At 55.8% G+C, this 21,170-nt stretch carries 17 protein-coding genes; 11 read left to right on the top strand and 6 right to left on the bottom strand.

The annotated features are described in order from the left end of the window. The first annotated feature begins 456 nt into the window (after window positions 1–456). Window positions 457–1,089, top strand: coding sequence for a response regulator transcription factor (locus tag HT585_RS28930; RefSeq protein ID WP_176356237.1), 633 nt, complete (start codon window positions 457–459; stop codon window positions 1,087–1,089). A gap of 28 nt (window positions 1,090–1,117) precedes the next feature. On the opposite strand, the gene HT585_RS28925 is transcribed toward HT585_RS28930, so the two are convergent. Further along, window positions 1,118–1,483 carry a response regulator transcription factor gene (locus HT585_RS28925; protein WP_176356236.1) on the bottom strand — a complete coding sequence of 122 codons (366 nt, stop codon included), beginning with the start codon at window positions 1,481–1,483 and terminating at the stop codon, window positions 1,118–1,120. Between the two features lie 459 nt (window positions 1,484–1,942). Here HT585_RS28925 and HT585_RS28920 point away from each other — a divergent pair, with 459 nt between their 5' ends. The 5 genes from HT585_RS28920 to HT585_RS28900 all read left to right on the top strand — a co-directional run bounded on the left by HT585_RS28920 (window position 1,943) and on the right by HT585_RS28900 (window position 5,392). Further along, window positions 1,943–2,413, top strand: a complete 471-nt coding sequence (locus HT585_RS28920) for a cupin domain-containing protein (protein ID WP_246707997.1) — start codon at window positions 1,943–1,945, stop codon at window positions 2,411–2,413. 215 nt (window positions 2,414–2,628) lie between these two features. Then, window positions 2,629–2,805 (top strand): DUF3311 domain-containing protein, encoded by a 177-nt coding sequence (locus HT585_RS28915; protein WP_176356235.1) that lies wholly within the window; start codon window positions 2,629–2,631, stop codon window positions 2,803–2,805. Then, on the top strand, window positions 2,795–4,291 hold the full coding sequence (mctP, locus tag HT585_RS28910) for a monocarboxylate uptake permease MctP (RefSeq protein ID WP_176356234.1): 1,497 nt from the start codon (window positions 2,795–2,797) through the stop codon (window positions 4,289–4,291). Before HT585_RS28915 ends, mctP begins: the two co-directional genes overlap by 11 nt. Before the next feature lie 213 nt (window positions 4,292–4,504). Next, complete coding sequence (locus HT585_RS28905) at window positions 4,505–4,933, top strand: cupin domain-containing protein (protein ID WP_176356233.1); 429 nt, start codon at window positions 4,505–4,507, stop codon at window positions 4,931–4,933. A 3-nt stretch (window positions 4,934–4,936) separates the two neighbouring features. Then, window positions 4,937–5,392 (top strand): carboxymuconolactone decarboxylase family protein, encoded by a 456-nt coding sequence (locus HT585_RS28900; RefSeq protein ID WP_176356232.1) that lies wholly within the window; start codon window positions 4,937–4,939, stop codon window positions 5,390–5,392. 147 nt (window positions 5,393–5,539) lie between these two features. On the opposite strand, the gene HT585_RS28895 is transcribed toward HT585_RS28900, so the two are convergent. Both HT585_RS28895 and HT585_RS28890 read right to left on the bottom strand, forming a co-directional pair. Next, the gene (locus HT585_RS28895) at window positions 5,540–7,528 is read right to left on the bottom strand and encodes a heme lyase CcmF/NrfE family subunit (protein WP_176356231.1); all 1,989 of its coding nucleotides are present in this window, start codon (window positions 7,526–7,528) and stop codon (window positions 5,540–5,542) included. A 488-nt stretch (window positions 7,529–8,016) separates the two neighbouring features. Beyond that, a complete protein-coding gene (locus tag HT585_RS28890; protein ID WP_176356230.1) occupies window positions 8,017–8,454 on the bottom strand; it encodes a carboxymuconolactone decarboxylase family protein in 438 nt (145 codons plus the stop codon). A gap of 132 nt (window positions 8,455–8,586) precedes the next feature. On the opposite strand from HT585_RS28890, the gene pdxR reads away from it, so the two are divergent. From pdxR to HT585_RS28875, 3 genes are all read left to right on the top strand, one after another. Beyond that, window positions 8,587–10,005: a MocR-like pyridoxine biosynthesis transcription factor PdxR gene (gene pdxR / locus HT585_RS28885; RefSeq protein ID WP_176356229.1), complete on the top strand. Its 1,419-nt coding sequence runs from the start codon at window positions 8,587–8,589 to the stop codon at window positions 10,003–10,005. Between the two features lie 239 nt (window positions 10,006–10,244). Further along, complete coding sequence (locus HT585_RS28880; protein WP_176356228.1) at window positions 10,245–11,504, top strand: efflux RND transporter periplasmic adaptor subunit; 1,260 nt, start codon at window positions 10,245–10,247, stop codon at window positions 11,502–11,504. Window positions 11,505–11,514: 10 nt separating this feature from the next. Next, the gene (locus HT585_RS28875; RefSeq protein WP_176356227.1) at window positions 11,515–14,673 is read left to right on the top strand and encodes an efflux RND transporter permease subunit; all 3,159 of its coding nucleotides are present in this window, start codon (window positions 11,515–11,517) and stop codon (window positions 14,671–14,673) included. 540 nt (window positions 14,674–15,213) lie between these two features. On the opposite strand, the gene HT585_RS28870 is transcribed toward HT585_RS28875, so the two are convergent. Further along, window positions 15,214–15,732, bottom strand: coding sequence for an ATP-binding protein (locus tag HT585_RS28870; RefSeq protein ID WP_176356226.1), 519 nt, complete (start codon window positions 15,730–15,732; stop codon window positions 15,214–15,216). A 530-nt stretch (window positions 15,733–16,262) separates the two neighbouring features. On the opposite strand from HT585_RS28870, the gene HT585_RS32325 reads away from it, so the two are divergent. Both HT585_RS32325 and HT585_RS28865 read left to right on the top strand, forming a co-directional pair. Further along, entirely contained in the window at window positions 16,263–16,565 is a 303-nt protein-coding gene (locus HT585_RS32325; protein ID WP_425513797.1) for a hypothetical protein, read from the top strand. 63 nt (window positions 16,566–16,628) lie between these two features. Next, a complete protein-coding gene (locus HT585_RS28865) occupies window positions 16,629–17,363 on the top strand; it encodes a nitrogen regulation protein NR(II) (RefSeq protein WP_176356225.1) in 735 nt (244 codons plus the stop codon). Window positions 17,364–17,424: 61 nt separating this feature from the next. Here the strand turns inward: HT585_RS28865 and HT585_RS28860 are convergent, their stop codons facing one another. Further along, a complete protein-coding gene (locus HT585_RS28860; protein ID WP_176356224.1) occupies window positions 17,425–17,826 on the bottom strand; it encodes a VOC family protein in 402 nt (133 codons plus the stop codon). A gap of 215 nt (window positions 17,827–18,041) precedes the next feature. Further along, on the bottom strand, window positions 18,042–21,155 hold the full coding sequence (locus HT585_RS28855) for a PAS domain-containing protein (RefSeq protein WP_176356223.1): 3,114 nt from the start codon (window positions 21,153–21,155) through the stop codon (window positions 18,042–18,044). Between the last annotated feature and the right edge of the window lie 15 nt (window positions 21,156–21,170).

Here is a 21,170-nt window from a genome sequence, read left to right as displayed (position 1 = left end):
AACTCCCCGGTGCGTCGGTCTGTATTTCTTACTAAGATGTCCAATATTAATCTTCGTCTTGGAAACTCCTTCATAATGATTTGACGCCCCCGCTGCTGATGCATTTGCTAGTCCAAAGACTATTGCCATCAATAGCGTTGAAACTATTCTGTCAAACGTCCTCATGCTAAACCTCCTAAATCGGTACGAGTGCATTAACCGGTTCAGGATCGGATGTTATTTGAACTATTTCCATTGTACGATGGTGTGTAGATGGTGAGGGTAACCTATAAGAAGCCCGACTTGCTCAACCTTGACGATTTGCAAATTCGACCTTAGCCTTTTTCAGCAATGCCACCGCTGTTACTGGAGTGTGGCGATGGGGTAAGAGCGTAGTTGCAAGAAAGCGCAAGGACCACGCGGCACACTTGCCGCATCCGGTTACGTGTTGTCGGCTTCTGCTTAGGATAGCGAACTATGACGCAGGCAGTGCCTATTGTATTCGTCGTTGATGACGATATTTCGGTTCGGGAATCGCTGGATCTCTTAATCCTCTCTGCAGGTTGGCGCCCGGAGACTTTCTCGTCTGCTAAGGAATTTTTACTCCGACCTGCGCCTTCTCACCCCAATTGTCTGATACTTGACGTAAACCTGCCGGACCTGAACGGCCTTGACTTGCAAACACTGGTTGCCTCAGAACGCACGGAGATGCCGATCATATTCGTCACAGGGTACGGAAGTGTGCCTTTGACTGTGCAGGCGATGAAGGCCGGTGCGGTGGAGTTTCTCACAAAACCCTACAGCGATGATGCAATGTTGTCCGCCGTTAGTCAGGCGCTTGAAAGAAGTAGACAAATCCTGGCCTTGAACGCAGAGGTTGGTCTGCTGCAGGAACTCTACAGTCACCTCAGCAGAAGAGAACAGGAGGTCATGACGCTTGTCGTTGAGGGTCTGTTGAACAAGCAAATTGGGTTTGAGCTTGGCATCAGCGAAGTCACGGTCAAAGTGCACCGGGGCCAAGTAATGCGGAAAATGCGCGCCCGCTCCCTTGCCGACCTAGTCAAAATATCAGCGAAGCTCCGCCTCGAGCCGAATAAACCCAATTGCTAAGCTGTCAGCTGCCGCCTGACACTAGCACCTAGTGGAGCAGGTTCTCCAAGAGGACCATCAAAGCTTCGATATCGATGGGTTTCCCAAGAAAGCCGACGGCGCCTCCCTCCGCGGCGGTTGCCCTAGATTTAGCATCGTCAAACGAGCTGATGAAAATGATGGGCTTTACCTCGGCTGACCTGTTGAGCTCCGCTTGGAGCTCGAGGCCCGATTTTCCAGGCATCATAATGTCCAGGAGAAGGCAGCTAACCCTCGCGTGCTTCCCGCTCGACAGATATTCCTCCGCGGAAGAGAAACTTTCGGCGGAGTAGCCACAGGTCCGAACGAAGTCCACCAACGCTTCTCGCACGGCGATATCGTCGTCGACGATCGCGATGAGTGGTTCTGAAGACAACGACGCCCCCTACTCTGCTAGCACTCCCGACCTACGAAGAAAATTGCGGGACACCACTCTGCAACCTAACACGTACAGCGCAGCATGCGCACTTTCCAGCAAAACAGGCGCACTACGCTTATGTTCCGAAACATCTTTCGGCTGTTATCTGGCAAAGGGCACCGCGTCATTTCGCATCAGTATGGCTGCTCCGGTCGAAGCCAATACTCCAAGGCAACTTCTCGCAGTAGTAAAGCATGATCATATCTCAAGGTTGCCGTATCTGCCACTTATACCGTGGTCTAATTGCAACGCGCCGCAATACCTTCTTCCCGTCCGCGCCACCCGGTCCTCAGTTAACTCTCCCAAAATAGCAGCCGCGAGAATACCAACGTACAATAGATTTAACGCCGGGCTAAGGCTTAGCATCGATGCGTGCAAACGTTGATGTAACAAAGCAATCGAATTGAGGATGAGCCGATGTCTGCCGACAAATCGCTGCTATTTTGGACCCTCGCCGCTGTTATCTTTATGGCAGGATATCAAGTTAGCGAAGCACACGATGCTAGCTCATCTTCCGCAGCCGGTAACGTTGCATTAGCGTCAGTCAAAGCCGTCGGCGAAAGTGTCGAAACGGCTTTCGAAGAAGCGATCCCCAATGTTCCCGGAAAACGGCTTGTCGCCCTTGAGGTCCTCTATGCTCCGGGCGGGAAGTCGCCCTCACACCGTCACGCGCCGTCGTCCTTCATCTACGCATATGTCTTGTCGGGCGCCATACGAAGTCAGGTCGATGACCAGTCTCCCAGAGTGTACAGGGTCGGTGAGAGTTTCTACGAGAACACAGGCTCTCATCACCGCATCAGCGAGAATGCCAGCACCACAGAGCCCGCCAAGCTGCTGGCAGTGTTCATTGTCGACACACACGAAAACCCACTGACTACACCGGATTGACCAAGGGCGACACCCGGTAGCGCACCTAATCCCAGTTGATGCATGGCGCACGTTTGCGGGCGAGCCGTATGACAAATGCGGTCACACTTTTTGACCGCTTGACGCTGCGACTGCCTGCTGAATTTACAACACCACGACGGCGTACCGGCCATCTCTTGCCGCCGGGTTGACCTTGGAACATTACAAGCCGCCGCTCAGAACTATAGGAGAACGTTGTGATCCGGTTACTACTTTTGGCACCGTATTTGGGGCTGCTTTTTGTGCCGCTCTACAACTTCCGAGATCCCGCGCTTTTGGGCTTTCCGTTCTTTTACTGGTATCAGTTCGCATGGGTGCCGCTCACATCGCTGTTGACCTATGTCGTTTACAGGAGCGTTCGTGATGAGCAGTGAGATTGATGGGGCCGCGTTGGCAGTATTCGTCTTTTTTTTCCTCCTTGTGACTGTGATGGGTTTTTTGGCTTCGCGGTGGCGGCAAGCCGCCTCACTCGATCATCTGGACGAATGGGGACTCGGGGGCCGAAAATTTGGTACGTGGATAACCTGGTTCCTTGTGGGCGGTGATTTCTATACCGCCTACACCGTCATAGCTGTCCCCGCTCTCGTGTATGCCGTCGGGGCGTATGGCTTTTTTGCTCTGCCTTACACCATAATTGTGTATCCACTCGTCTTTGCAGTGATGCCATTGTTATGGAAGACCGCGAAACAACATGGTCACGTTACCGCAGGTGACGTTGTACGCGGAGCTTATCGTTCGCGGGCGCTTGAGCTCGCGGTGTCCGCTACCGGTGTCATTGCGACGATGCCCTACATCGCGTTGCAACTCATCGGCATGGAAGTAGCGATCAAGGCATTGGGCCTTACGGGCGAAGTACCAATCATTCTAGCGTTCTTGGTACTCGCGCTTTACACGTATTCTTCTGGTCTCCGCGCCCCGGCGCTAATCGCGTTCGTCAAAGACATCATGATCTATGTTGTCGTCCTTGCCGCCATCGTAATCGTCCCATCAAAGCTCGGCGGTTACGGAGCGGTGTTTGCGGCTGCAGATGCGGCATTCTTAGAAAGAGGCCAAGGGGGGATCCTCCTCACTGCAAACCAGTACCTACCTTATGCTTCACTTGCGCTAGGGTCGGCTTTGGCAGCTTTCATGTATCCCCACACTTTAACCGGGATATTCGCATCTGCTGGCGTAAACACCATTCGCAAGAACGCTATCTTATTGCCCGCCTACACCCTTTTGTTGGGCTTGCTGGCATTGCTTGGCTACATGGGCCACGCCGCCAACATTGAAGTACAGAGCAACAACGACGTGGTTCCAGCCCTGTTCAAGTACTTGTTCCCTAGCTGGTTTGCGGGCTTTGCTTTCTCAGCTATCGCGATTGGCGCCTTGGTACCCGCGGCGGTTATGAGCATTGGAGCTGCCAACCTCTTCACGCGAAACTTCTGGAAGGTCTGGGTTAATCCAGATGTTACGGCCGCAGGCGAGGCAAAAGTCGCCAAGATCACTTCGATGCTTGTGAAAGTCGGAGCGCTTTTGGCGATTCTCTTTCTGCCTACGCAGTTTGCCCTCGATTTGCAATTGTTGGGCGGCCTATGGATCCTGCAAACGTTGCCTGCGCTTGTGTTTGGTCTTTACATCTCGTGGTTCCGCGCTCCTGCGCTGCTTGCCGGATGGGTGGCGGGATTTGTCGGCGGTACGTTGCTGGTTTGGAGTGATGGTCTAAAGCCACTCCACACATTTTCGGCGTTCGATACTCAGATCACACTTTACACAGGGCTCATTGCGCTCGTTCTGAATGTCATCGTCTCGAGTGCTCTAAATCTCGTATTGTTGTCCAAAGGCGATGCCCGAGGCGCTTCGCCACGAGGCACAGGCTGACCTAACTGCGAGACTGTCGACTTACGCTACCGCTCCGCCATCCAGTTCAGCAAGCTGAGGAGTCGGAGACCGTTGGTGCGGCGTCATTCGCACAATGAGCGACGGGGTTACTCCCGCGTGGTACAGCGCTTTCCTCCGTTTTCGGTGCTTATTGTAGCACCAACGCATCCGTATCATCCAGGAGTACGCCAACCGCATAGGAGAAATGTACTCATGCATGCACGAAGATACATCATCGGCGCAGCTTTCGCCGCCATTACAGCGATCGCTGCAGGCCCGGCGTCAGCCCATGATCTGGTGGAAACGGTGACGCCCACCTTCGATCAGCTAATTCCAAACATTCCCGGTAAATCGGTACGCGCAGTCGTAGTCGAGTACGCGCCGGGCGCGGCGTCCCCGCCACATGTTCACGCCGAGTCTGCATTTATTTTTGCGTATGTGCTGTCAGGAGAGATCGAATCTCAGGTCAATGATGGCGCCAAGAAGATCTACGGACCCGGCGAGAGCTTTTATGAAACCCCTGGCGCCAGTCACCCCGTAAGCCGCAACGCGAGCAAGACGAAGCCCGCCAAGCTCTTGGCGGTCTTTGTCGTAGACACGGACGAACATGAACTGACCACCCCAACCAAGACCAAGGAATAGCTGATGTCAGCACGTCTTGACTATAATCAAATCGCTCCTGCCGGTGTCAAAGCCTTAGGCGGCGTCTACGGCTACGTTGTGCAGAGCGGACTCCCGCCGGTCTTAGTCGAGCTGGTTTACCTCCGCGTTTCACAGATCAACAACTGCGCGTTTTGTCTCGATATGCACACGCGAGATCTCCTGAAAAAGGGGCAGCAAATCGAGAAGATCGCGCTGTTGCAAGCGTGGCGGGAGGCCGGAAATCTTTTCGATGAACGCGAGCGTGCCGCCCTCGCGTGGGCGGAAACGGTTACGCGCGTCGCCGAGACTGGGGTTCCGGACAGCTCTTACGATGAAGCAAAAACAGTTTTCAGCGAACGCGAACTCGTCGATCTCACAATCGCTATTGGCCTCATGAACAGCTACAACCGAATGGCCATCAGCTTCAGGAATGTCCCGCAAGCTGCAACTGTAAAATAAATGGTCCGGCTAACGCCTGCGGGATGTGCGCTTTGCTCGCCCGCAGGCGTTTCGCCAGCTTCTGGTGGGGATGGGCATCGATAAATGCTCCGCCGAGCAACTGGGCATGTTGCCTGCTCGCAAATGTCTCCCAGTGCAGATACTCGGTCACTGCGCAGATCCCACCGGCATCGCCTTCGGCCGCTTTGCCCGCGTCGGCGCGCCGACGCGCAGGCGGCGGTCGCTCAAGGAGACGAAACCACCCGCCATCATGAACAGGGTGCCGCCCCAGATGCACAGGATCATCGGCTTCCACCAGATGCGCACGACGATGCCACCTTCGCTGATCTGATCGCCGAGCGAGACGTAGAGCTGGCTTAAGCCGAAGGTGCGAATGCCCGCCTCGGTCGTCGGCATGCGGCGCGCCTGGTAGAGACGCTTCGAAGACCAGACCTCGTCAATCGCAACGCTGCCGCGGCCGATGGTGAAGTGGCCGGACTCCTCGGAATAGTTCGGGCCGCTGCCATTGCGCATGCCGTCGAAGCGCAGGGTGTAGCCAGCGGCATACACCGTCATGCCCGGCTTCATCTCGACCACAGTTTCGGTCTCGAAGGCCGTGACGGCGACGATGCCGATCAGGGTGACGCCGAGGCCGATATGCGCAAGCGCCGCGCCGAAGGCAGAACGCGGCAGGCCGGAGAAGCGCCTCCAGGCGACGTTGACTGCGACTTTGCCGAGGCCGGAACGCAGCGCCAGATCGGTCAGCGAACCGGCGATCAGATAGACGCCAAGTGCGATGCCGAAGAGTGCAAGCACCGGGCCGCCATTCATCACGTAATAATAGGCGACACCGAAGAGCAGGCCTATGGCGACCGCTGCGAAGAGCCGCTGGGCGACGCCTGCGATATCGCCGCGCTTCCAGGCAAGCAGCGGGCCGAAAGGCACTGTAAAGAGCAGCGGCAGCATCAACAGCCCGAAGGTCATGTTGAAGAAGGGTGGGCCGACGGAGATCTTGTCACCGGTCAGTGCTTCGAGCACCAGCGGATAGAGCGTGCCGGTCAGGACCGTCGCGGTCGCCGTCGTCAGGATGAGGTTGTTGAAGACCAGCGAACCCTCGCGCGAAATCGGCGCAAAAATACCACCGGCTTTCAGGCGCGAGACGCGCAGGGCGAAGAGCGTGAAGGCGCCGCCGATGAAGAAGACGAGAATGGCGAGGATGAAGATGCCGCGCGTCGGGTCGGTGGCGAAGGCGTGAACCGAGGTCAGCACGCCCGAACGCACGAGGAACGTGCCGAGCAGCGACAGCGAGAAGGTCATGATCGCAAGCAGCACGGTCCAGATCTTCAGCGCCTCGCGCTTTTCCATGACCAGCGCCGAATGCAAGAGCGCCGTCCCCGCAAGCCAGGGCATGAAGGAGGCGTTTTCGACCGGATCCCAGAACCACCAGCCGCCCCAGCCGAGCTCGTAGTAGGCCCAATAAGAACCCGTAGCTATTCCGACGGTGAGGAAGGTCCAGGCGGCAAGTGTCCAGGGACGGACCCAGCGCGCCCAGGCGGCGTCGATGCGGCCCTCGATCAAGGCCGCGATGGCAAAGGAGAAGCAGACGGAGAAACCGACATAGCCGAGATAGAGCAGCGGCGGATGGATTGCGAGGCCGACATCCTGAAGAACGGGATTTAGATCCTTGCCCTCGCCCGGCGCCGGGAGCAGCCGTGCGAAGGGATTAGAGGTCAAGATAACGAAGAGTGCGACTGCCGCCGACAACCAAGCCTGAACCGCAGGTACGATCGCCCTAAACGATTCTCGAAGGGTGCGGCCGAAAATTGCAACCGAGGCGGCACAGAGTACTTGAACGAGCAACCACAATAGCATCGAGCCTTCGTGGTTTCCCCAGATACCCGATAGCCGGTAAATCAAGGGAACTTGGGAATGAGAATTCTCCCATACGTTTCGTACAGAGAAATCGGACGTCACGTAAGCAATTGCCAATGTCGCAAAGGAAAAGCTCGTGAGAGCTGCAGCTACAACTGCGCAAGTCGACGCCAGCTTAATCAACCCACGCTCAGCTAAGCCTGCACCCGCCAATGGTAAGATCGCTTGAATTACTGAGGTCGCCAAAGCCAAAACGAGCGCGTAGTGCCCCAGCTCAATGATCATTCCAATTGCCTTCCGTAGACGCACCTGTTTCGGCAGAAAAGAAAGCGAGCCAACCGAGGCTTGCGCCTCAGCAGACTCGCTAGCTTCTCCAAAGAAGCCTGAGCGGTTCGCGAACCTCAGTTTATCTTCGCCGCAAAGCCAAGGATCCTGCGCCAAAGATGGGGTGCCACCGAGCTTCGGTCACCAACACCAATACTCCCCGGAGAATACGGGCGGCCACCACCTGCCTCGTCCTGGCCGAAATCGGCCCTGATGGTGATCGCCCATATGCGAAAAGTCCGGCCCTATCACGGGCATAAACTTTATCCTTCCGCTTGAACTGAGTATTCGCTGCAAGCTTGGCGCTGTAGCACCGAAAAACGCAGAAACGAGTGTACCAGGGTAAGGGTGCCGTCTCGCTTCAAGCCAATCAGCCTCGGGTAGTCGGCCTTACCCATCTCGCCTTTCACCATCCATCGGAGGAGCGCGACCGCCATCCGACGTGATGGTTACGGGCTGCGAAGGAAACCTATGCCAAGGCGATTGTACGTGTTCATAAGGCCGATCGCGATGGTGAGATCCACAATCTCCTTCTCGGAAAACATCGATCTTGCCGCCAAGTAGGCCTTATCCGGGATCGCGGTCTCGGCGACCATGGTCACTGTTTCGGCCCACGCGAGCGCTGCCTGCTCTCGATCGGTAAACACAGATGACGACTCACGCCAAACTGGGAGGAGTGCTAGTTTTTCGACAGCAACCCCCCTGATCACGAGATCAGCGGCACTCATATCAATACAGGATGCGCAGCGATTGATCTGGCTGACCCGTAGGTAAACCCATTCGACCAATTCCTCTTCGAGTCCGGACTCCATGATGTAGCCGTAGACTCCTCCAAGCGCCTTAACGCCTCCGGGAGCGATTTTGGTATAGTCAAGACGCTTAGCCACTGGACCTTCCTTTCAACGATCGCATATGCAAGCTTTGCGACAGCGGTGTGGTATGTTGCTTTTTACTAGGAATGACATTGCAACAGTGCGGTCGATAGCACCGACATTCACCAAAATGATTGTACTGCAGCCATGACCACTAAACTGAATCTGCAAATTGATCCACAGAGCCGGAAGCCACTCGCCGAGCAGATACGCATCGGCATTCTCGACGCCATTGAAAACGGCGTTCTGGAACCAGACGCTAGGCTGCCATCTTGGAACGATCTTGCGTCGCAGCTCGGCGTCGCGCGCGGAACGGTGAAAGCCGCCTATGAACGGCTGAGTGATGAACAAGTTGTGGTGGCCTCACCGTCAACCGGTACGCGGGTTGCCAAAAGGTTAAGCGGGCCGAAAGCTCCCACTACCCGCGATGACGGTAGTTCCCTACCAGACTTCTATCATCAACTAGCCGCAGGCTCGGTGATGTTCCAGATGGGCATACCTGCGCCCGACACATTTCCAGCGAAACTGTTCTCAAAGCTGAGGGTTCGGGCCATTCGAAAGGAAAGTGCATCCGCGCCGACCTACCCTGATCCACGTGGTGACTTTGTTTTCCGGTCCCAGATTGCTGCTTATCTTGCGCTGGCACGCGCAATTCGCTGCGAGCATTCGCAAGTCTTCATCACTCAAGGTTTCGCCGGAGGTCTCGCGTTTGTCCTACGCGTACTAAACTTGGCCGGACAAACTGGATGGGTCGAGAATCCGAGCTACCCGATATCCCGGCGCGCTCTCGAGCTCGCCGGTGTAGTGCCGTGCCCCATCCGAGTTGATGGTGGCGGCATCGACGTCTCGCACGGCATCGAAACTGCGCCACACGCGGCCTTGGTGTTGACGACCCCTGGTCAACAGGCTCCGCTTGGAATGACAATGTCGCTCGACCGTCGCGTCGAGTTAATCCAATGGGCGCAGCGATCAGGTGCCTGGATTATCGAGGATGATTATCTGGGCGAAATGCAGTTGGAGGGACGAGCTTCTCCAGCGCTCGCCTCACTTGATCCAGAGCGCGTAATCCATATCGGGACTTTTAGCAAAACGATCAGCCCGTCGCTCCGGCTAGGGTTCATCGTCGTTCCTATGTCCCTTGTCGCACGTTTTGCGGAGGCGGCGATCTATAATTGGCCCGCGCCCGGACCATCCGTACAACAATCGGTGTGCGACTTTATCCAGGATGGTCACTACCTGCGCCATTTAAGGAAGGTCAGGCGTGACTATGCGGAAAAACGAGCGCGCCTCGTCGATGCCCTTGAGAAAATCAGGTTAGTGGCTTCGCCTGCCGGACTGGCAGTTGTCGTCCAATTGCCGGAAGGCGCGCCTGACGCGGATATTGCTCGCTCAGCGCTGAGATTTGGGATGGCACCGGCTCCACTCTCGCCTTGGTTCGCAACACCAGGTTCAGGTGGAAGCGGTCTCCTTCTCGGCGCACCAAGCGTTAATGCCAACACGGTCGACTCCTATTGCGAGCGCATCCGACGTCTTATCGACAAAGCGCTGACCGCGACTGTTGTATAATTGCCCTCCCGCTGCAGTCATCGATAAAATGAGCAACTGACTGACCGTGGCGCCACAGGGGACGCGGAGGGTCCTCCCTCACGGGCTCGTTGACTTCGCGATCGCCAACGCCAGGGCATTGCCCATGGCTCGCAGAGACGCAGTACAGTGAAATTGGACGTTCTTGGTGCTTTTTGTTGCTCCATGCTCGCTTCATATTAGCGACGCTGAAAGCAAATGTTTCATAGGAGACAACACCAATGCCCCTGTTCAAGACATCCGTTTTTGCTGACGACCGTCGCGTGGGACATTTGCGTCCCCTCGACAGTGCGAGCGGCACCCGTTCTATCGCATTCTGGCCGCACTCCATCGACGCTACCGTGTGGACAAAGAGACTGGCTTTTCTGCTCCTCCTCACCGCAAGCGGAGCAGCGCTGTCTTCATGCACGGATGCGAGGTCGGAGCCGCAGGCCCCTGTTCCCACGGCAGTCGACGTTGCCCCAGTGTTCGAGAAGAAGATCCATATCTGGGACGAGTTCAATGGTCGCATAGCTGCCGTCGACTCCGTAGAGATCCGCCCCCGTGTCACTGGCTACATCGACAAGGTGAACTACCGCGAAGGCGATGAGGTTAAACGCGGCGATTTGCTGTTCACAATCGATCAACGCCCATACCGCGCGGCACTCCTTAGTGCGTCTGCTCGTCTGGCCCGCGCGGAAGCGCTCATTGCTACCACGAAAGACCGTAAAGAACGCGGGGCCGCGCTCCGGAAGAGCAAGTTCATCTCGGATGAAGATGCGAACGATCGGAGCCGCGACCATGAGCAGGCGCAGGCAGACGTTTTGGAAGCCAAGGCTGCGCGCGACATCGCTGAACTAAACCTGACATTTACCGAAGTCCGAGCGCCGATCGACGGCAAGGTGGGCGAAGCAAAGTTGACCGAGGGCAATCTGGCCGTTGCCGATCAAACCTTTTTGACCACGGTGGTCTCACAGGACACGGTCTATGTCGATTTCGATCCCGATGAACACAGCTACCTTCGGTATGCGGCCCAAGCGCGCGACACGAAGACGTCCATCTCGGATCTGCTGGTGAAGGTCGGTCTCGCGAACGAGGAAGGTTTTCCTCATTCGGCCAAGATCAGCTTCCTCAACAACGAAGTCGATTCTGCCACTGGCAGCATCCGTTTGCGCGCCGTGTTGACCAACAAGGAAAAGGTATTCACCCCAGGGCTCTACGCTCGCGTCCAAGTCGCTCGCAACAGCGAGAACCACGTGCTGCTGGTCGATGACAAGGCAATCCTGACCGATCAGGATAGGCGTTTTGTCTATATCCTCGATGCGAACAACAATGCGGTTCGCAAGGACATCAATGTCGGGCGACTAATTGATGGCCTACGCGTCATCGATGCCGGTCTCAAGCCCGACGACAAGATCGTCGTTGCCGGTTTTCAGAAAATCTACGCATCGGGAACACCGGTTTCCCCGTCCGCCGTCACGATGACATCCACGATCGATTGAGGAGGAGAAGATGAATTTCTCGCGCTATTTCATCGACAGGCCAATCCTCGCGATAGTCTTGTCCCTCTTAATCTTCCTCGTTGGGCTGGTATCGATACCGTTTCTTCCAGTCGGCGAGTATCCGGAGGTCGTACCCCCGAGCGTCGTTGTCCGAGCGAACTTCCCCGGCGCGAACCCGAAAGAGACCGCTGAAACCGTGGCGACCCCCCTCGAAGAGGCGATCAACGGCGTTGAAGGTATCATGTACATGAAGTCCGTTGCGGGGTCCGACGGCTCGCTGCAGATCGTCGTTACGTTCTGGCCGGGCATCGATCCTGACACCGCAGCAGTCCGCGTGCAGAACCGCGTCAGCCAAGCTTTGAGTCGGTTGCCGGATGCCGTTAGGCAGATTGGCGTAACTACCCAGAAGCAGTCGCCGACCCCGCTGATGTATGTCAGCATCACGTCGCCAGACAACTCTTACGACCCACTCTATTTGCGCAATTTCATCCGCCTCAATGTGAAAGATGAACTCTCACGCATTACCGGCATTGGGGACGTGGTTGCTTATGGCGCAGGTGATTACGCCATGCGTGTTTGGTTGGATCCGAACAAGCTCTCAACCGTCGGCCTCACCGCTGGCGACGTCCTCAAGGCTATTCGCGAACAGAACGTCCAGGTGTCAGCAGGTCAACTCGGGGCGGAACCTTCGCCGACGACCACAGACTTTCTGCTTTCGATCAATGTTGCCGGTCGCCTGCACACTGAACAGGAATTTGGCGATATCATCTTGAAGAGCGGCGACGTTGGGCAGATGGTAAAGCTGTCTGATGTCGCCCGTATCGAGCTTGGTTCCGGCGACTACACTATGCGGACCAAGGACGACAACCAGAACGCCGCGATGGTGGGCATTTTCCTTTCACCCGGGGCGAACGCTCTCGGCGTCGCGGGCGCGGTGTATGAAAAACTGGACGAAATCTCCAAGAACTTTCCAAAGGGCATCATCTACCGCGCTACTTGGGATCCCACGGTCTTCGTTCGGGATTCTATCGCAGCCGTCCAAAGTACCTTGCTCGAAGCGGTGGTATTGGTCGTTCTCGTCGTCATCGTCTTTCTGCAGACGTGGCGGGCTTCGGTCATCCCTCTCGTTGCCGTTCCAGTATCGATCGTCGGCACGTTTGCCTTCCTTTATCTGCTCGGGTTTTCGATCAACACCCTAACGCTTTTCGGCCTGGTGCTTGCGATCGGTATCGTGGTCGACGATGCCATCGTTGTTGTTGAGAACGTAGAGCGCTTTATCGCCCAGGGATTATCACCCCGTGAAGCGGCCTACGCGGCAATGAAGGAGGTGTCGGGACCGATTATCGCTATTGGTCTGGTTCTCTGCGCTGCATTCATCCCCATGACATTTCTGTCGGGTGTCACAGGACAGTTCTACAAGCAGTTCGCGGTAACAATCGCAATTTCCACGGTGATCTCAGCCTTCAACTCCTTGACGCTTTCGCCTGCCCTCGCAGCGAAGCTTCTTCGCGATCACCATGCGCCGAAGGACCGCTTATCTCGCGGCATTGATGTAGTTTTCGGTCGGTTCTTCCGCGCCTTCAATCGATTCTTCGACAAATCAGCCGAAGGCTATGAACGTACGGTCAAGAGGTCCTTCGGCCGACGTGGTCCGGTCATGTTTATCTACATGCTGCTACTCGGCGCGACGGCAGCATTCTTCCAACTTGTTCCAGGCGGGTTCATTCCCACGCAAGACAAGCTCTATCTCTTCACCGGCGCAAAGTTGCCGGAGGGGGCTTCCCTCGGACGAACCAACGAAGTTGCGAACAAGATGGATGAGATTGCGCGTTCTGTAGACGGCGTGGCTTCCATTTCTTCGTATGTGGGCCTGAATGCCCTGCAACTCGTCAACACGCCGAACGTTACGGCATCATATGTTATTCTCAAGCCGTTCAGTGAACGCCACCGTTCGGCCCAAGAAATCAATGCTGAGCTCAACGGCAAGCTATCCGGCATCAAGGAGGGGTTCTCCTATGCTCTTATGCCGCCTCCGATCCAGGGACTTGGAAACGGTTCTGGATACTCCCTATATTTGAAAGACCGAGGTGGGCTTGGCTATGCCGCGCTGCAGCAGGCAGTTAACAAGATGCAGGGGGTCATCGCCCAGACCCCGGGAATGACCTATCCCGTCACGTCATACCAGGCGAACATCCCTCAACTCGAGATCAAGATCGATCGCGCGAAGGCAAAGGCCCAAGGCGTTCTCCTCACGGATCTCTTCGAAACTCTGCAGACCTATCTAGGGTCAGCATACATCAACGACTTCACCCGCTTCGGACGTGTCTACCGCGTAGTAGCCCAGGCGGATGCATCGTTCCGTCAACAAGCTGAAAGTATCGGCAATATGAAGATCCGGAATGGCATGGGGGAAATGGTTCCGATCGGGTCTATGATCAACATTATCCCCACATTCGGTCCCGATCCCGTAGTGCGATACAACGGATTTCCGGCCGCCGACCTTATCGGCGACTCGGACCCTCGGATCCTGTCGTCCTCGCAGGTCATCACGAAGATAACCGAACTTGCGAAGGAGAACCTTCCTGCCGGGATTGAGCTCGAATGGACCGACCTCAGCTATCAACAGGTCAGTCAGAGCAATTCATCGGCAATTGTCTTCCCCATTGCGGCCCTCCTGGTGTTCATGGTGCTGGCCTCTCTGTACGAAAGCTGGACATTGCCTTTGTCGGTCATCCTGATCGTACCTGTATGCATGTTCTCTGCTCTGTTTGGCGTCTGGCTCACAGGTGGTGACAACAATGTGTTCGTCCAGGTTGGCTTGGTCGTGCTCATGGGCCTTGCGTGCAAGAACGCAATCTTGATCGTGGAGTTTGCGCGCGAGCTTGAACATCAGGGTAAGTCCGCAATCGAAGCTGCTTTGGAGGCGTGCCGACTGCGACTGCGGCCAATCATAATGACGTCAGTCGCCTTTATTGCTGGTTCCGTTCCGCTCCTGATTGGACATGGCGCTGGCGCGGAAGTCCGGTTTGCAACTGGGGTCACGGTATTTGCCGGGATGCTCGGAGTTACACTGTTCGGCTTATTCCTGACGCCGGTGTTCTATATCATCCTGCGACGACTGACCGCTTCCGAGAAGCATGTCAGCGTAGGCTCTCAACCCGCGGAATGAGTCAACCTACATCAGCCCCGTCGAAATCCGACGGGGCTGTTTTCGATTAAGCGCCTGCACATGTCTGTTCCGGGATTGCGTCCAACGCTTCCGCTTCTTCTTCCTATCCTAAAGGAGGTAACTATCTGTTCGGGGCGGACGCTCGCCTCGATGTAGCATTCGCCGCCCGTTTTCCTTGGGCAAGTATTCGCTGACGGCTAATGCACAGCATGCCTGGAGCAGTGGCGCGAGCAACGGAATGCTTGGTCCGAGACCTCAGCAGCAGCCGCGTCGCTCATGTTGCGATGGCCTCAATCCAGCGGTGCACCGCGGCTTGGTCGTCTCACTGAATTTCAACCGTAAGCCGTCAGTGGAATCCCCAGCAGACCTACCGCCACCGAGCGGCGCAGATGTGACCACCTTAGTGCCGCCAACCCTCCGACAGCGCCGTTCGCCCCTGCTCTTTAGCCTCTCTGACACGCATTTGGAAAGCGCGGCTGCGTATGCCATGTCGGACACCGCAAGCCCATAGGCCACGCGACAGGACGGAGAAACGCCCTTCTACCCCGCTATCGGAAGATGTATTCTCGCAAGAGTACCTACAGTCGGTTCACTTTCCAGTTGAATTCGTCCGCCGACAGATCGGGCGAATTCCTCGACCAGCGGCAAGCCGAAGCCACCGAGACCGTTGGATTTCGTGGTAAAATAGGGAACGGTTGCCTGGATCAACGTCTGACGAGGCATGCCGATGCCATTATCTCTCACGGAAATCTCGACTTCCGCCTTAACTGAAGGACTGGCACTGCAGGTCGCAGATAAGGAAATTCGTCCTCCCATCGGCAACGCTTCACGCGCATTCTGCAAGAGTAGCATGACGGCGATTTGCAGATCTTCCTTTCTACACCCTACACGCAGTATGCGTGCATCAGTCTCAACCTCTAAACTGACGTTTGGCGTGAGCCTGGCCCTGAACATTTCCGCCAGCTCGACGAGACAGGCAGAAACGTCGACGGAGCTCGAAACCAAGGTGGCCTGGTCAGTCGACACCGGCAATTTTGTGTGACCCATAGTGCGCGTCATAACAGTTGCCTTTCGTTTCTCAGCTTACGAAGTTTCGCGGCTTTAGTGCGCGCTACATTGCTAGCGCAGCGCGCGTCGGCTCCCACGGCCCTCACCTCCGGGACTAAAGGTGAGGACGCAGGCTGTGGGAGGAGCGGCCCGCCTGCGTCCTCTCGCTCAAGGTCGCGACTGCGCGAGTAAGTCGACTTCCGAGCGAATTTGCGATTGCCGCCTCGCGAAAAGCAGTGCCACGGGCACCGCGTCGACGGCTGGGTCTCTGTAAACACTGTTGATTATGCGCCGGAAGCGCCTTCGACTAGAATATATAATATTAATGTACGTATTTAGTACATTGTACATTGGTATAGGTAATGGACACATAGCTCCATTCGTTGCTAACGTCCGAGACTATACCATTGTGTAATAGTCAAAACTCTAATATTACTCGACTATTGCCTGGATAACATGGAAGGAGTCGAGTGATGAACTTGCCTTCATGGACCCCATATTCAGGGCGCTCAAGGCGCACACTGCACATCTTTGCTGCTGGCATGTCTATTCTGTCGACTACCTCAGCAGCAGCAAATGCTCACGATGCCGAGCCCTCCGCTGGGCAACCCTACGGCTGGTCTTACCCTTCGGCTTGCTGTTCCGGCTACGACTGTCGGAAGGTAACCGGGCACGCGGTTTCCGAGCATCCCCAGGGATATGTGATCGTGCAAACCGGCGAGGTGATTAGCTATGAAGATAGTCGCATCAAGCAGAGCCCGGACGGGGTATATCACTGGTGCTCGGCTGCCGGTGCGGATGATGGCCGTACCACCTGCCTGTTCGTACCCCAAAGACAATTTTAAGGCGCTTGGTAGACCGGAGCAGTCTTTTTCATGAGGCGAGCCCTCAAATGAGGAGAACCCGATATGGCTGAGAAACTTGCCGCAAAAATACGCTATCGATTAAAGAAACCAGCTAAGAGAGAGGGCCATGCTCAGCGACGTGTCATCGAGTCTGTGGCGGTCGATCTGAACGCCCTCCTCGCTTCTGTTGTGGAAGTGTTTACTGACCTTCAGAAAGAGAGTTTCGCGTCTCCTGAGGAGCGAAGACGTTACGATCTAGGTATCGCCTGTATGCTTCTGTCACGGTTGTTGGTCCGCCAGCTTCTGGATTACGCTAACCCTCGACAGCTCAGGCCAGTGAATATCGATGTGGCCCAGTTTCTCGCCTCTCTAGAGCCAGCCCTTAGAAGCGCACTTTCCACGGACGTCTGCCCGCGGTTCGAGGTGCCGCGCAACCTTCCCCCTATCTATTGCGACCAGCAATTAATGGTGCGGGCACTGCTTAGTCTGGTTCTTGACGCGCGGACCGGGATGCCAAACGGTGGCGAAGTTGTGATTTCGGCCGGAGTCGATCTGTTAACGGAACCGATCCGTCCCATGATCCGCTTATCAGTTTCAAAGCGGAACGAGCGCGAATATTCATCACGCGCTGGTGGAAAGGAATACTGCTCGGTCGAATCTGCGATGCGGGGAATGGCCGTTGTGCGACATATAGTGGAAAATCAAGGAGGGAAATTTGCTATCGGCGGATGCCTTCATGCCCCTCCAGGAGTCCACGTGTGGCTACCGATCGGGTCAACCACAGCAGCCTCTGCGTGATTGACTCTGGCCGCCCGGCATTAAATTGGCCGAGCGGCTCCATCACGAACTGATCGTGCATTCATACTTCGTCCGGGCCCTTTCGATATACCAAGAACTTGTTACCCTCGGGGTCGCGGAAGTACGCGCAATACGGCCCATCGTCACTCTCTCCACGCGGACCGGGTACGCCCTCGCAGGAGCCACCGTTGGCTATTGCCACCGCATGAACTTCGTGGACCTGGGCTCGTGAGCGTGCCTCGAAGGCCACCATGTTACCATTGCCAACCTTGGCATCACGACCATCGAACGGCTTTATCACTCCAAATTCGAGCGCCTTGTCTCCGAAGTATACGGCCCTACCAGGCTGGACGAGGATACGCCCTACGCCAAAAACAGCAAACAGCTTGTCATAAAACGTCGCCGCCGCTTCCAAGTTATTCGTACCCACAGTGGAATGGCCAGGCAAACTGCGTGACTTCATTGAACACTTCCTTTCGATTTCGATAGCGGTTTATTCAACCTGCTCTAAATCGATAGCCTCAGCATGTTTGCTCAATGTTTCGACGACCGGCATTTTTTGTATCATATTGTTTATGTGGATAAGCCCGCGTTCGACCTGGATGTTGTATTGAAGGTTTGTTTGGCGGGACAATACGGACTGTCCACCCCGAAGCGGTTGCTAGCGAACGAGGCCACTCACCCCGTCTGGGCGTCGGCTTCTTCAGAATATGCCGGTATCGAAAACGCTAATGTCACGCCATGCTCTCTGTTCTCGTTTGCCCAGAGGAATCCATTATGCCTCTGAACGATGGAACGGCAGACGGAAAGGCCAATGCCCATGCCGTCGTTCTTCGTGGTGTAGAATGGATCGAAAATCCTCCCACTTCCCTCTGGGCCAAAACCGCCTCCCGAATCTCGGACGGAAAGCCGCACCTGGCCGTTTGAGAGGTGTGCCGTCTTGATTGAGAGTCTCCTCAGACGATCACTGACGTTCGCCATTGCATCGAGTGCGTTTCGCACTAGGTTCATGATTACCTGCTGCAACTGAATTCGGTCTCCAAGGACACGGTGTAGCCCAGTGTCCAAATCGGTGGTCACCGCAACATTTCCCCGCTGCAATTCGCCACGCAACAGTGCCAAGACTTCTTGGACCGCCGCGTTGAGGTCAACGGCTTCAAATTCTGCTTCGCGGTTGCTGAATAGTGCTCGCAGCCTCACAATCACGTCGGCAGCTCTGTTACCGTCCCGGATCGTACGGCGCGCGGTTTCGCGGGCACTATCGATATTTGGTGGATCAGTAGCCAGGAAGCGGAGACAGGTATTAGCATTTGTTATAATGCCAGATAGAGGTTGATTCACCTCATGAGCGATCGACGCCGTCAATACTGCAAGGCTGCTCACTCTTGAGACATGCGCCAGTTCTGCGCGGGCTCTACCAAGTGCCTCATCGGCAGCGCGAAGCTCCGTCGTATCCTGCACCGCGGCCAAACATTCAAGTTGCCCGTCTTGGTGTGTAATCACGCGTCCGAACGTTCTTACGTTTTTCACGCGCCCGTCAGGCATTCGCAGCCGGATTTCGTATCCAATGTAGCTTTGCCCTCCACGCACTCGGGCCATCTGCGCCGAAAGTAGCGGTAGGTCTTCTGGATGAACTCGCGAACGGACTTTGGCTACCGTCATCGGCTCGTTCTGTTCGTACTCGAAAATTCGGTACAGTTCTCTAGAAAAGAACACTTTCTCAGTGTCAACGAGCCAGGAGAAGCTGCCCGTGGAACTGAGTTGTTGTGCCTCGGTCAGCACAGTCTCACTGCGACGCAAGGCTGCTTCCGTCCGGGACCGCTCAATCGCAATGCTCGCCATGTGCGTCGCGTGCGCGATGATGTTCTGGTGCTTGGGGGAAGGAACTGCAGGTTGCCGCTGATAGACGCAAAGCGTGCCGAGGACGTGGCCATCCCTGGCACAAATAGGCGTGCTCCACACGGACCTCAGGCCATGCTTCAGAACATGAATTCGAACCGGCGTGTCTTGCCAGCGCGGATCTGAGTCCATGTCCTCAGCGACGACCTGAATTTTTTCCCGCGCGGCGATGGCGCACGGTATGCCGTCACCGCTCAGTGAGATCCCGGCAATCGGTTCGGTGTACTCGGCGGGCAATGACGGTGCGACACTGTACTCGATAGCGGGAACACTCCAGTCGATCGGATGGATGTCACAGTAGCAATGCGTCGTGCTCTCTTCGACAAATTTGCATAGAGCGGTCAAAACCTCGCGAACTGGGGAACCAGATGCGATAATCTCGAGCAAGTGTTTTTCACGCGACAGATTGGCTTCAGCCCGCTTGAGATCATCAATATCGGTATTGACGCCGTACCATTTCACGATATTGCTCGAGCTATCGCGCAAAGGATAGCCGCGGAAGAGAAACCAACGATATTCGCCATCGAATCTGCGAATACGGGCTTCCGCTTCTCCGGACCTTCCCGAAGCCATAATGACCTGCCATTTTTCAATCAGGCTTGGGAGATCGTCTGGGTGAACTGCCGAGGCCCACTGCCATCCCTCGGCCGCTGGCGCCGAACTGCCGATGTAATCAAGATAGTATTGGCTCAGGAAGTCCGCAGCGCCGTCGGTGCGAGAGGACCACGCCATTGCAGGTATGTTGTTGACCGTAAGCTTGGAGTTAAAATCACTTTGAAGCAGTGCATACTCAGCGCGCTTCTGATCGTCGATATCGATGTGCACCGCATACCAACGAACGATATTTCCACTTGAATCTCTAAGTGGAGATCCGCGAACGTGAAACCAGCGGTAGTTGCCCGAACTGTGCAGGAACCGAAACTCCATGTCGAATGGAGCGCCCGTTTCTGTAGACAAAGTGGCGGCTTCAAGCACCCGAGGCAGATCTTGGGGGTGTATGAAGGAAGCAAGTCCCGTTTGTCTCAGCTCCGCAACTGATTTGCCGAAGTATTTCGCGGCATAAGCATTAACGAACTCAGTTTTGCCGTCGGGTGAGAGGGCCTCGATCCCACATGGAATGCAGTCCACAAGCATTCGTGCTCCGCGCTGACAGTCACGAAGCGCGTCCCCCGCCAGCTTTCCCTCGTCGATGTCGATGAGCAAATGCAACCAACGTGATATATGGCCCTCATTATCGGTCACAGGCACCCCGAGTGTATTGAACCACCGATAGGTTCCATCTCCTCGACGATACCGTCCTTCGCTGTTGTAGCTACTCAGCAAGCCATCGTTCCGTGCAACGAGCGCATGTTCAGATTCACCAGAATGGCGGTCTGCAGGAGCGTCCCAGCGACTAAAGCCCGCGAACCCGTCACCGAAGTCATCATGCGCCAGCTGATTTGCCGTTTCGATCTCTCCAGACGGCAAAGTGACAATAGCGGGTACCGGTATGCTTGCGACTAGCTTGGAGAGCTCGATTTGGCGCTTGTCTTCGCTGCAGAGTGAATTGGGGGTGTCGCTGGCGAAGGCGCACCATTTTACAACTTTGCCTCCATCATCCCGGATCGGACCAAACTGAACTGAAAGGAGACGGAAACCGCGGTCGACAGATCGGACACGGGCTGTAAATTCGCCGGAGGTACCAGAAATTAACAGAAGTTGCCAACGTTCCTGCAATGCATGCAGGTCGCGTGGATGAAAAGCTTGCTGCCAAGCGGACCCTAGCGCATCCGCGTGGCGCTGGCCCGTGTAATCGAACCAGCGTTGGCTCGCGAAATCTACCTCCCCGTTGCACCCCGCCGTCCAAAGGATAGACGGCAACGACCTCAGGACGCGGTCCAGATCGATTTGCATGATCAATTCTCTCGC

It is taken from the genome of Ensifer oleiphilus (genome assembly GCF_013371465.1).
GTDB classification, from domain to species: domain Bacteria; phylum Pseudomonadota; class Alphaproteobacteria; order Rhizobiales; family Rhizobiaceae; genus Ensifer; species Ensifer oleiphilus.
This window is presented reverse-complemented; position numbering and strand designations above follow the sequence as displayed.